General features: G+C 67.8%; 11 protein-coding genes. 5 read left to right on the top strand and 6 right to left on the bottom strand.

Annotation, left to right across the window (positions count from 1 at the left end):
- Positions 1–128: 128 nt before the first annotated feature.
- Positions 129–941, bottom strand: a complete 813-nt coding sequence (locus ABIA65_RS22335) for an Rv0361 family membrane protein (RefSeq protein ID WP_241401285.1) — start codon at positions 939–941, stop codon at positions 129–131.
- Between the two features lie 99 nt (positions 942–1,040).
- On the opposite strand from ABIA65_RS22335, the gene ABIA65_RS22330 reads away from it, so the two are divergent.
- Positions 1,041–1,457: a DUF3151 domain-containing protein gene (locus tag ABIA65_RS22330; RefSeq protein ID WP_241401284.1), complete on the top strand. Its 417-nt coding sequence runs from the start codon at positions 1,041–1,043 to the stop codon at positions 1,455–1,457.
- 9 nt (positions 1,458–1,466) lie between these two features.
- Here ABIA65_RS22330 and ABIA65_RS22325 read toward each other — a convergent pair whose 3' ends face one another.
- The 3 genes from ABIA65_RS22325 to ABIA65_RS22315 are packed head-to-tail and all read right to left on the bottom strand — an operon-like array spanning position 1,467 to position 3,880.
- Complete coding sequence (locus ABIA65_RS22325) at positions 1,467–2,366, bottom strand: cation diffusion facilitator family transporter (RefSeq protein WP_241401283.1); 900 nt, start codon at positions 2,364–2,366, stop codon at positions 1,467–1,469.
- Between the two features lie 42 nt (positions 2,367–2,408).
- Positions 2,409–3,188 carry a site-2 protease family protein gene (locus ABIA65_RS22320; RefSeq protein WP_354524917.1) on the bottom strand — a complete coding sequence of 260 codons (780 nt, stop codon included), beginning with the start codon at positions 3,186–3,188 and terminating at the stop codon, positions 2,409–2,411.
- Between the two features lie 14 nt (positions 3,189–3,202).
- Entirely contained in the window at positions 3,203–3,880 is a 678-nt protein-coding gene (locus ABIA65_RS22315; RefSeq protein ID WP_502919602.1) for a peptidase M50, read from the bottom strand.
- A gap of 120 nt (positions 3,881–4,000) precedes the next feature.
- Between ABIA65_RS22315 and ABIA65_RS22310 the strand changes: the two genes are divergently transcribed.
- The 3 genes from ABIA65_RS22310 to ABIA65_RS22300 all read left to right on the top strand — a co-directional run bounded on the left by ABIA65_RS22310 (position 4,001) and on the right by ABIA65_RS22300 (position 8,389).
- Positions 4,001–5,296, top strand: coding sequence for an adenylosuccinate synthase (locus ABIA65_RS22310; RefSeq protein WP_241401281.1), 1,296 nt, complete (start codon positions 4,001–4,003; stop codon positions 5,294–5,296).
- Positions 5,293–5,928, top strand: coding sequence for a PaaI family thioesterase (locus tag ABIA65_RS22305; RefSeq protein WP_241401280.1), 636 nt, complete (start codon positions 5,293–5,295; stop codon positions 5,926–5,928). Before ABIA65_RS22310 ends, ABIA65_RS22305 begins: the two co-directional genes overlap by 4 nt.
- Before the next feature lie 346 nt (positions 5,929–6,274).
- On the top strand, positions 6,275–8,389 hold the full coding sequence (locus ABIA65_RS22300) for an Ig-like domain-containing protein (RefSeq protein ID WP_354524916.1): 2,115 nt from the start codon (positions 6,275–6,277) through the stop codon (positions 8,387–8,389).
- Between the two features lie 4 nt (positions 8,390–8,393).
- Here ABIA65_RS22300 and ABIA65_RS22295 read toward each other — a convergent pair whose 3' ends face one another.
- Complete coding sequence (locus ABIA65_RS22295) at positions 8,394–10,997, bottom strand: helix-turn-helix transcriptional regulator (RefSeq protein WP_354524915.1); 2,604 nt, start codon at positions 10,995–10,997, stop codon at positions 8,394–8,396.
- A 460-nt stretch (positions 10,998–11,457) separates the two neighbouring features.
- Between ABIA65_RS22295 and ABIA65_RS22290 the strand changes: the two genes are divergently transcribed.
- Positions 11,458–12,195: a hypothetical protein gene (locus ABIA65_RS22290; protein ID WP_354524914.1), complete on the top strand. Its 738-nt coding sequence runs from the start codon at positions 11,458–11,460 to the stop codon at positions 12,193–12,195.
- On the opposite strand, the gene ABIA65_RS22285 is transcribed toward ABIA65_RS22290, so the two are convergent.
- Positions 12,158–12,346 (bottom strand): ferredoxin, encoded by a 189-nt coding sequence (locus ABIA65_RS22285; protein WP_354524940.1) that lies wholly within the window; start codon positions 12,344–12,346, stop codon positions 12,158–12,160. The genes ABIA65_RS22290 and ABIA65_RS22285 overlap by 38 nt on opposite strands.
- Positions 12,347–12,352: the final 6 nt, after the last annotated feature.

Genomic DNA, 12,352 nt, shown 5'->3' with positions numbered 1-12,352 from the left:
CGCGCGCTTATTCTACGCATCAACCCCCCTCCACCCCCGCGCCCCCTGCGCCCCCGCCGGCTAGCTTTCCCCAGCGATTTCGGCGCGTTTTGGAGCGGTGACCGCTCCAAAACGCGCCGAAATCACAACTACTGGGGGGCCTGGCAGATCTTCCACTGGTCGTCGCGGAACTCCAGATCGAAGGACCGGCTTGATCGGGTCGCCGGGTCGTACGCCATGAACGACGTCACGTTCGCCTCGGCGTGCGACCCGTTGACCACCACCTGGTCGACGCTGGCCACCACCGGGTACTGACGGGCCGCGGCCACCCTGGCGTGGATGTCGCGCCACTGTGCGTCGTTGTACTGGACGTAGCTGACGGCCGTGTCACCGCACGTGATGCTGCGCAGCGTCGCCAGATCACCCTTCTGGATGGCGGTGTCGAAGTTCTGGATGGTCTGCTTCACCATGTCCTGCTGCGACACCTTCGGAGCGTCGTCGCGCGTCAATAGGACGGTGCCGAGGATCGCGAGCGCCACCAGCGCGCCGATCACCAGGACGACCGCGACGACCCAGCCCCAGCTGCGCCGACTGCCGGGCGGCTTGGGCGCGCCGCCGCGGCCCGGAATGACCTGTGGCCCAGCCACGTTCGAGTGCGCGATCGGCTCGGTGAACGCCGACGCGGCGGCGACGTCCGCGGGTTGTTCGGGCACGGAGATGATCTCGGTGGCGGGTTCGTGCACCGTGCCGATGATCTGGGTCTGTCCGGCATCCGACGGTGACGGCGCGGTGAAGCGCCGCTCCGGGGACTCGTCCGGTGTGGCGCCGGCACCGTGAGTTTCGGTGGCGGGGTTTCTTGCGGCTGGGAAGGCCTCAGTCATCGCCTCGGATTCGGGTGCGGCGGTGGGCTCGTCGTCTGAGGGGTACTGCTGGTCCCCGTCGGGCCCCGATGGGTTCGACATGTGAGTCTCAATCCTCCTCGAAACGGTCCAGCTGAGCTTATCCACCCGAATCGGGCATCGCCTGCGACCACGCCTGGGCCCGCACGGCACAATAGGCCCATGACGCGAATGGGTGACCTTCTGGGGCCAGAGCCAGTACTGCTGCCTGGTGACACCGAGGTAGAGGCGGCGTTGGCCGCAGACGAGAACCCATCGATCGTCGCGGCCGCGCATCCGACGGCTTCGGTGGCGTGGGCGATATTGGCCGAACAGGCCCTCGACGACGACAGGGCGATCACGGCGTACGCCTATGCCAGGACCGGCTACCACCGAGGCCTGGACCAGTTGCGTCGTAACGGATGGAAGGGCTTCGGCCCGGTGCCGTTCGCCCACGAGCCCAACCGTGGCTTCCTGCGCTGCGTCGCGGCCCTGGCTCGGGCCGCTGACGCGATCGGTGAGACCGATGAGGTCGCGCGGTGTGTCGACCTGCTGGACGACTGCGATCCGAGCGCGCGTGCGCAGCTGGGCCTCGCCTGACCGACCCGGTCAGCAGTGGGTGTGCTCGTCGCAGTCGCCCGCGTTCTCGGGCGGCTCCACCTGAACCGTGGCGTGTTCGAGGCCGCGTGCGGCCAGCACGGCACGCGCGCCCTCCAGCACCTGTACCGCGTCGCCGCTGCACGTGACGTGCGCGGTCGCCATATCGCGGCCGGGTACCAGCGTCCACACGTGCAGGTCGTGCACGCCGGTCACGCCGTCGACGGCGGCCAGGGCGGTGCGCAGCTCGTCGACGTCGATATGGCTCGGTGACGACTCCGACAGGATTCGCAGGGCCGCCCGGGCCAGCGAGAAGGCTCGCGGCAGCACCCAGAGCGCGACAAGGACCGCGACGACGATGTCGGCGTAGGGCCAGGACGTGGTCACCGTGACGATGCCCGCGATCAGGACGCCGATGCTGCCGACGGTGTCGGCCATGACCTCCATGTAGGCGCCCTTGACCGCGAGGCTGCTCTCGGACTGCGAGCGCAGCAGCAGGACGACGACCAGGTTGGCTGCCAGTCCGGCAAGGGCCACCACGATCATCGGGACGCCGGGCACGTCGGGTGCGTCGCCGAGACGCTCGAATGCCTCGTAGAGGATGAAACCGGCGACGCCGAGCAGCAGCGCGGCATTGGCGACGGCGGTGAACACCTCGGCGCGATGCCAGCCGTAGGTCCTGGCGGCCGATGCGGGGCCGTGCTTGGCCAGCAGAACCGCCGTCAGCCCCATGAACATCGCGACCAGGTCGGTCAACATGTGGCCCGCGTCGGCGAGCAGTGCGATCGAGTTGATCAGCAGCGCGGTGCTCAGTTCGACGACGAAGAAGACGGCCAGCACGCCTGCCGCGATGAGCATCCTGCTCACACGGACGTCGGCGCCGCCGTGGTTGTGATCGTGACCTGAACCCATGCCAGCAATATATGCGTAAACACGCATGTATTGCAATACGCCTTACAGCCAGGCCGACCAGAATCTGGTCAGTCCGCTACCCGCGCCGACCAGGGGGCTCGGCACGCCGGACAGGTCGAAGAACCAGAACACCACCGAGAAGAACCACTGGTTGAGCAGCGGCGTGATCAGCAGCACCACCAGGATGATGAAGCCCCACGCCTTGACGGGTTCGAGCCTGCGGGCCGTGTCGGGCGCCAGATGTGGTTCGAGCGCGCCATAGCCGTCCAGCCCCGGAATCGGCAGCAGGTTCAGGATCACCGCGGTCACCTGCAGGAAGCCGAGGAACGCCACACCGGCCCAGAACACCGAGTGGTCGGGGTCGTACAGCAGCCGGGTCAGGGTGAGCAGCAGCACGGCGAGCGCCACGTTGGCCGCCGGGCCAGCGAGGCTCACCTGTGTCCGCTGGCGCTTGGTCATCCACGATGTGCGCACGTACACCGCGCCGCCGGGGAGCCCAATCCCGCCAAGCGCGATGAACAGCACCGGCAGGCCCAGTGACAGCATGGGGTTCGAGTACTTCAGCGGGTTGAGGGTGAGGTACCCGCGGACCTCGACATCGTGGTCGCCGAAGCGCCACGCCGTGAACGCGTGGCCGAACTCATGCAGGCACAACGACACCAGCCATCCGAAGATGACGAAGACGAACACGCCGACGTAGGCCAGGGGAGTCCGGTACATGCCCGCGAACCAGGCGATGACGCCGCCGATCGCCGTGATCCCCACGATCGCGAGAAAGATCGGGCTTGGGCGCACCGACTGGTGCAGCGGGCGGATGTTCACCACATGAAGCTACGTCAGCGGACGGCCAGCCAGCCGGTCGTGTGCCGGTAGAACGTCGACCGGCGCATCGATCGATTGACCGTCTCGTCGTCGCGCACCACGAACGCTCCTGGCGTCCCGAGCTGCGCGGCGCGCCCGCTCACCCACCGCGTGGGCCGCATGCGTCTGCTGAGCGCGGCGGCTCGCAGCCCCGGCTGCATCCGCATCGGTTCGACGCGGATGGCGGTCACCTCGCCATCGAAGAGCACGGTGTCGTCGACGACGGCCTCACCGTGCAGGCTCGCCGTCGGCGCGCCGCTGTCGAACTCGGTCGCGCCCACCCACAGTGCCGCACCCACCAGGGCGTGGCCGCCGTCATCGCGGATCAGCGGCACCCGCTGTGCGGTGCCCGCTCGGGCCAGCCGGGCCGCCCGCCACCCGGTGGGCAACCCGTAGGCGCGGGTCGCGGCGGTGCGCCATCGTGGCAGGTAGGCGAGTTCGACGTCGAGCCGGTCGGTGCGGAGCAGGCGGGTCAACACTGCGGCCAGATCGGCGTCGGAGCCCACGACGATGACACGTCGGCACCCGGTCACCGCGTCGATGTCGGCCGGTGCGGTCACCGTCGAGGCGGGGATGTCGCGCAGAGCCCGCGGGACCCGCCGGTCGCCGAATCGCAGCACCGCGAACTCGGGCTTAGTCGGATCGGGAATCAACTCGCTCCTCGCGTCTGAAGGCTCCGTGCAAACACTCGGGCATCAGGTCGGATAAGGTAGCTCACCGGCTGCACACAGTACTGAAACCAGTACGTGCGGGAGACAGCGGGAGAAAATGTCATGCCGGCAATCGTCCTCATCGGCGCCCAGTGGGGCGACGAGGGCAAGGGAAAAGCCACCGATCTACTCGGCGGCCGAGTGCAGTGGGTAGTGCGGTACCAGGGCGGCAACAATGCCGGCCACACCGTCGTGCTTCCCACGGGTGAGAACTTCGCACTCCACCTGATCCCCTCGGGAATCCTGACGCCCGGCGTCACCAACGTCATCGGTAACGGCGTGGTGGTCGATCCAGGTGTCCTGCTGACCGAGCTGAAGGGGCTCGAGGACCGCGACGTCGACACATCGCAGTTGCTGATCTCAGCCGACGCACATCTGTTGATGCCCTATCACGTGGCCATCGACAAGGTCACCGAGCGCTACCTGGGCAATAAGAAGATCGGCACGACGGGGCGCGGTATCGGGCCCTGCTATCAGGACAAGATCGCGCGTATCGGCATTCGGGTGGCCGACGTGCTGGATCCCGATCAGCTGGCCCACAAGATCGAGGCCGCGCTCGAGTTCAAGAACCAGGTTCTGGTCAAGATCTACAACCGCAAGGCGCTTGACCCCGAAGAGGTCGTGGCCTCACTGCTCGAGCAGGCCGAGGGTTTCAAGCACCGCATCGCCGACGCCCGGCTGCTGCTCAACGAGGCTCTCGAGGACGGCCAGACCGTTCTGCTCGAGGGTTCCCAGGGCACCCTGCTCGACGTCGACCACGGCACGTATCCCTTTGTCACGTCGTCGAATCCGACCGCGGGCGGCGCATCGGTCGGCTCGGGTATCGGGCCCACCCGCATCACCACGGTGCTGGGCATCCTCAAGGCCTACACGACCCGTGTCGGATCGGGTCCGTTCCCGACCGAGCTCTTCGATGAGCACGGGGCCTACCTGGCCAAGACCGGCGGCGAGGTCGGCGTGACCACCGGCCGCGCGCGTCGCTGCGGCTGGTTCGACGCCGTCATCGCGCGCTACGCCACCCGGGTCAACGGCATCACCGACTACTTCCTGACCAAGCTCGACGTGCTGTCGAGCCTGGAGACGGTGCCGGTGTGCGTTGGCTACACCGTGGACGGCAAGCGCACCAACGAGATGCCGATGACGCAGAGCGACATCGCCCGCGCCGAACCGATCTACGAGGAACTGCCCGGCTGGTGGGAGGACATCTCCGGCGCGCGCGAGTTCGACGATCTTCCGGCCAAGGCCCGCGACTACGTGCTGCGGCTCGAGGAGCTCGCCGGCGCCGAGGTCTCGTGCATCGGCGTGGGTCCAGGCCGTGACCAGACGATCGTGCGCCGCGACGTCCTCGAGCCCCGGTGACTGAGGATCCTCGGCTTGTCGACCCCGAGTACGACAAGCACGGCGGATTCCCCAACTTCGAGGCGGCCGAGCCGGGGCCGGGGTTCGGGCGGTTCCTGACCGCGATGCGCCGCGCGCAGGACCTGGCGGTGTCCGCCAACCCAGACGTTGACACCTGGGAGCAGGCCGCCGACCGCGCCGAGGAACTCGTCAAACTGCTCGACCCATTCGAGGCGGCCGAGGGTGTCGGCCCGGCCAACCGCGTTCCGTCGCTGCCTGGCTCCGGCAGCCTGCTGATGCCGCCGTACCGCGTCATCAAGTTCGAGCCGGCCGGCGTGGAACTGAGCGTGCAGTTCAGCCGCTTCTCCGTCGGCGGCAACTACGCCGTGCACGGCGGTGTCCTCCCGCTGCTGTTCGACTCGGTGTTCGGCATGGTGATCCACGCCGCGGGACGGCCGATCAGTCGCACCGGATTCCTGCACGTCGACTACCGCAACGTCACACCGATCGACACGCCGCTCACCGCGCGCGGGTGGATCCGCGAGACCGAGGGCCGCAAGGCATTCGTCAACGCCGAACTCCGCGATCCCGACGGCACGCTGCTCGCCGAGGCGAACGGACTGATGATTCGACTCCTGCCCGGCCAGCCCTAGGTCTGCCGCGTCGAAACTGCGGGCAGATCGCGTTGTCGCGAAAATTTGCGATCTCACCGCAGTTTCGGGTGGATCAATGACGCGATGACCGCGTGGAGAGAACGTCACCTTCTGAGCGCACGATCAGTCGGGTGCCGGCCGGGCCCGGCGGCGGCCACCAGCTTGCGCGGCCGTTGTATCCGGCCCAGCCCGGTTTGGCGCTAGGTAGGTGGACGGGGGCTAGGTAGTCCACGCGGCGATATTCAGGTAGTCGGCACCGGGTCCTGTTTGCTGCCAGCGGTTCGAGAATCACTCACACGCGCCGGGAGATCCCAGGTAGTCGGATGGTGAGTTGAGGTAGCAAGAAATGGGCGGTGCCTTGCCTGCGATAGGAACGTCGACCGACACGGAAACGCCGGGACGCTGTGGGCGCTACATCGGCCGGGTCGGTGCGTTGGCGGTCGCCCTGGGTGTGGGTGTCGCGATCGCCACAGGTCACGGCGTGGGTGTGGCCCGCGCCGACGACTCTGGGACCAACGACGACGCGGCTGCCGTCAACACCTCGTCGGGCGAGTCGGCGCCCAGCGCGGCCGACCAGCCAGATGTGCAACCGAATCCGCCATCGGCCGCGGGCGGGTCCCCGGGAGCTGCCGGGGAGCCCAAGCAGCCGCCGTCGACCGGCGAAATGAAGGTGAGTAGCTCGGGAGGTGCGGACACGTCGGTCAACGACCACGGGCAGTCCACCGACGCCGGCGCCCCGCCGCCCGGTGACGACGGGGCTGGCGACGACCTCGACAAGGACGAAGCCGACGACGGCAGTGCCGACGAGCTGGATCCGAGCCCACCCGAGCCGAACACCGCACCGGCAGCCGCGCCGACGGAACCTGTGCCCGCACTGGAAACTGAAGCGGCGAAGCGGGATTCAGCCTCCGATCCCGTCGTGGTGGCACGCCACGCGGCGACGGAGGTCGCGGCCGCGCAATCAGAGCCTGTGGAGACCGAACCCGAGTCGGCAGCACCGGCGCCCTTCGTCGCGCGACTCACCGCGGCACCAGAGGAGGTGGCCGTACCCGAGGTCGCTGCGTCGGACACCGACCACCAGATCGCCACCTCCTTCGCGCTGGCCCCCGCTGCGCCTCTGGCCCCGACGGGAGCGATCGCCGGCTTCGCGTCCAGCCTGGTGTCCCTCTTTCTCTCGCCGTTCATCGCACCCGGGCCAACGGCTCCAGCCCAACCGCCGTTGTTGTGGGCGGTGCTGAGCTGGGTGCGCCGCGAGATCCACCGCACGTTCTTCAACCACACCCCGACCGCGGTGGTCGACGAGGTCAGCACCTCGGAGGACACCTCGACGACCATCGACGTGGCGGTCAACGACGTGGACGACGACGGGCACGTGACCGTCACCAGCGTCACCCAGCCGGGGAACGGAACCGCCGTGCTGAATTCCGACGGCACGGTGACGTACACCCCGAATGCGAACTTCTACGGCACCGACACGTTCAGCTACACCATCACCGACCGTTCGAGCCCATTTCACGTGCACGGTCTGCTGGGCCTGTTGACCGGGAAGGGGCACACTGCCACCGGAACGGTCACCGTCACCGTTGATCCCGTCAACGACGGTGCGCCCGTGGCCAATTCGGATACTGCAACGGTCGACGAGGGTGACTCGGTGGTCATCGCAGTGCTGGCCAATGACACGGATCCGGACGGCAATTCGACTCTGAACCCCGCGTCGGTGGAGGTCACCCAACCGGCGCACGGCACCGTCACGGTCAACGCAGACGGCACCGTCACCTATCAGTCCAACGGCGACGAGGTGACGTCCGACAGCTTCACCTACACCGTGAGGGACGACTTGGGTGCGCTCAGCGATACCGCCACCGTCACGGTGAGCATCGCCCCCGTGAACGACGCTCCCGTCGCGGTCGATGACACCCTCGAGGTCAACACGGGTGGTACGAGAAGCATCCGGACTTTCCTCAACGACACTGATGCAGAGGGCAATTCGACCATCGTCGGGTCCAGCGTCGAGATCACGCAACCCGCTCATGGCATTGCCACGCTCAACCCCAACGGCAGCGTGACGTACCGGCAGACCGGAGGGCCTGCGTCCACCGACAGCTTCACCTACACCGTGAGGGATTCGGAGGGCGCCATCAGCAACACGGGCACCGTCCACATCAACATCAACCATGCGCCGGTCGCCAACCCCGACAGCGTCACGACCACCCGAGACACGCCAATCACCATCCACGTGCTCGCCAACGACTCCGATCCCGACGGGGATTCGGTGGGCGTGAACTCGGCGACGAACAATCTCGCGGACGGCATCCTCAGGCTGGAAGGCGACACGATCGTGTACACGCCACCTGCGGGGCAGACCGGCGTGTACACCTTCTCGTATCGGGTGTGGGACAGCAAGGGCTTCTCAGGCAACGACGCCACCGTCACCGTGACAGTCATCGCGCCGCCGGACTGACCCGTCACGGGTTGTCGGCGCTGATCAGCGCCGACAACTCCGACCGCCCGCTGACCCCCGCCTTGACGGTCGCGCGGAACACGTGACCTTCCACGGTGCGGACGGAGAGCGACGTCGCGGTGGCGATCTCGCGGTTCGTCATGCCCGCGGCCACCAGGAGAGCGATCTCGTGCTCGCGTTGGGTGAGCGGTAGCGCAATGCGGGACGAATGGAGTGCGGGGCTATCGGCGCCGCCGCACTGCCTGGCCAATTTCTGCGCGCGCGAGTTCGCCGTCAACGCGCTGCCTCGGCGGCCGGCGAGGCGATGCGTGGCGGCCGCCTGCGCGGCCGCGTCGGCAGCGACGAGCCGGTCGCCCATCCGTTCGTACTCCACCGACGACGCGTCCAGCGCCACTCCGTCTGCAGCCGCCAACGCTGCGGCGTAGCGGGTGGCCAGCTGTGCCCGCGGGCCCTCTACGAGTCCGGTGAGCGCGGTCAGCCGCTCCTCGGCCGCGGTGAAGCCGAACTGCACGGCAGTCTGCAGGCAGAGCACTTCTCTCGCCCACTGGCCTCGTTCGCGCGCGAGTTCAGCTGCGCGACAGCAGATGTGGCGTGCTTCATCGATCCGCCCTCGGGCCGCTGCCACCCAGGCCCTCGCCAATTGGTAGGCGGGGTCTACGTACTCGTACGCGGCGTGGCGGCCAGCGGTCGTCGAGTCGAGGAGGGCGACGGCGGCGCGCACCCGTCCCGCCCGCGCCAGCGTCTCGACGTGGGTGACCCGAAACCGGTAGAACGTACCGTTGATGTCGCTGTCGTCTGCTTCGGCTCCGCCCGCGTCCAGGTGGTGGAGCGCCCTAGGGAGCTCTCCGCATCCGAGCGCGGTAGCGCCGACCATGGCCAGGGCCATCGCTCTGGTCAAACCCGGTACGTCGGCGCACCTCACGTAGTGCAAATCTGCGGTCGCGGCAGCCGCGTCGAGGTATCCCGCCAGGAGTTGGGCGTGGGCGTGCAGTTCGGCGAGCCCCAACTCGTGGATCGAATCCTGGGGTGCCTGCTCGATGACGGCGTAGCCGGCCGCGGCGGACGCGGTGGCGTCTCGCACATGTCCCATGTCGCCGGCGGCCAACGTCTCGGCGCAGCGACCCATCACCTGCCCGAACGGGTCGAGCCGGCTGAGGTCGGAGGCCTCGACGTCCCGACGGGCCGCTGCGGGCTGGCCGGCCATGGCCTCCTGGAATGCATGGAAGACACGCAGCACGTGGGAGGTGTCGCCCTGGCTGTTCCCAAGGGCCCGTTCGACGATGTCGCGAGCGTCTGCCGGCTCACGCAGGACCCACAGCCGGTTGGCGGCGCGCAGGGTGACCGCGTTGACGAATCCCGTTGTCGGATAGTTCGTCTCGACGTTGCTGAGGAGCGCTTCCACCTCGGGTCCGTCGCCGCTGAGGTACAGCACATAGGCGAGCAGCATTCGCGCGTCGTCGTTGGGGTCGGCGGCCAATGCTGCGCGTGCCAGTCGCTCGGCGGATGCGAGATCCAGTCGTGCGCAGGCGCATTGGGCTGCCGCCGCGAAGACATCGGGATTGGGATCGAGATCGGAATCCAGCCAGAGCGTCCCGAGCCGCAGCGGATCGGCCGGCCGCCCGGTTCGTTGCGCCAGCATGGCCTTCACGACAACGCCGCGAAGCTTGCGCAGACGGACGGGGCCGCACTCCTCCGAGCGGACCTCGGTGTAGAGCGGATGGCCGGCCCGGATGATCGCGCCGTCCGGGGTGACCTCGATCAGGCCGCGCTCGGCGGCAGCCTCGACGAGTTCCGACTCGACGAGCGTGCTCAAACAGGACCACTCGATGGGCTCTGCGACGGCGACCAGGTCGACGACGTCTCGCAGTTCGGTTGGTACGTCACCGATTTGGAGTTTTACGAGGTCCACCAGGGACGGCGTCGCCACCGGGCCGCTGACCCACCGCCAGGCGTCACCGTCCGCCGTCAACCGCTGCGAGGTCTGTTCCTGCTCGACGAGGTGGCGCAGGAACAGGGCGTTGCCCGCCGTCAGCCGCCAAACGCGGTCGAGGAAGTCGGCGGGTACCCGTCCGGTCAACGCGCGTTGCACCAGGCGATCCGATTCCGGTCGGATGAGCGGTCGCAGATCCAACCGGAACAGGTGGTCGTCCTTCCACATCGCGAACACCGTGTCCGACGCGGACTCGCCGCTGCGCAAGGTCAGTATGACGTTGGCGAGTTCGTGCACGACGAGTTGGTGCAGGACGAGGGCCGACAGCTCGTCGAGCCACTGCACGTCGTCGGCGACCACCAGCAAGGGTGCGCCGCCCGCTTCGCTCTTCAGCCCGTTGACGACCTCGGCCAGTTGAGCCGATCTGGACGTGCCTGCGGAAGTGGTCCACCTCGTGAACGGCCCCATGACGATCGCGCGACCGGCCGAGGTTCCGGCGACGCGCCGTACGGCCCAGCCCCGTGCGGCCAGGTCGGTGGCTGCCTCGCGGGCCAGGCGCGTCTTGCCCACGCCGGCGTTGCCCGCGATCAGGACGCCGCGGTGCGCATCGCCGAGGACGGTGTCGACTACGCTGCGCAGTTCCTCGTCTCGGCCGGTTAGCGGCCACCCAGCATTCACGTTGCTGATCGTATGGCCCGCGGCTGATCGATGGTGGTTATCCCCGTCGCCTGGTTGGTGCCCAACCCGGGTCGGGGTCAGCCCGTCGCGTTGGCGGTAGGCCACGCGCTCGTTGTATTCCCCTCTCGCTCGAGGATTTCGGCGGTGAATAGGGCTTGCGCCGGTCTACGATCTTCCCGCAGTGGGGATCTTGCCAAGGCTGGGCGTCATCGACCTCGACTGCGAAGATTCACGACGGCCTCGAGGAATTCCGCGACGGGGCGATTGCCCGATGGGCGCCAGACGGCAGCCAGAACCGATTCGGCAGCTCGGAGAAGTCCGGCATCGACGGCGCCATGGGCTCCATCGGCCAAAAGGGCGCGACCGGACAGCGCGGCACCCCGGCAACTCAGGCTAACGAGTTGTCGTCTTGAGGACTCCTTCGCGCATGAACGAGTCATCGCTCTGTCACCATGAGACGGTGACCGAACACAGGACCGAGCACGCCGCGCAGCGTCACGTCCGCAAGCTCTCGACGCCCCGCGCGGCGGCGTTGGCGGGCGTGTTGTTCGCGCTCCTCTTCGGCACCGCGCTGGTGCTCATAAAGACGGCCCTCCCCGAGGGCGGCCAGCCGGGGTCGCAGTGGATCGAGGGTGCAAGCGGCAAACTCAGGGTGGCGGCGGTGCTGATGCCGTTCGCGGGGATCGCGTTCCTGTGGTTCATCGGGGTGGTGCGCGACGGGTTCGGCAAGTACGAGGACAAGTTCTTCTCGTCGGTGTTCCTCGGTAGCGGTCTGCTGTTCCTGGCGATGATGTTCGCCTCGTCCGCGATCGGCGCCGGGTTGGTCGCGCTGCGGGCCACCAAGCCCGACGCGGCGGACATCGGTGACGTCGCGGTGTTCGGCGAGCACGTGCTGGTCTCGTTGAGCAACACCTACGCGCTGCGCATGGCGGGGGTCTTCATGTTCTCGCTCGCCACGATCTGGCTGAGGACGCGACTCATGCCCACCTGGCTGATAACTGTGACTTACGTTGCCGCGGTTGCCATTCTGATCGCCAGCGACGTCAGCATGTGGGTCACCGTCGTCTTCCCGATCTGGGTGCTCCTGGTCAGCCTGCTCGCGCTGGTCCGGGCAGGCGTCATCGACCTACGTCATGACGACGATCATGAGAACAACGACGTCACTCCACGTGCAAAACCGAGGCAGGACAGGTCCTGACCGCCTCGCGGGCCCGGTCCTGCTCGGCCTCGGGCACATCCTCCTCAAGCAGGATCACCACACCGTCGTCGTCCTGATCGAACAACACATCCGAGATCATCACGCAGTTACCCGACGCGATGCAGTCATCCCGATCGGCGCTCAGCTTCATCACCAC

Origin of the sequence: Mycolicibacterium sp. 624 (genome assembly GCF_040548615.1) — a bacterium.
In the GTDB taxonomy this organism is placed as follows: domain Bacteria; phylum Actinomycetota; class Actinomycetes; order Mycobacteriales; family Mycobacteriaceae; genus Mycobacterium.
The sequence above is the reverse complement of the archived record's forward strand: the minus strand, read 5'-3'. Positions and strand labels throughout refer to the sequence as shown.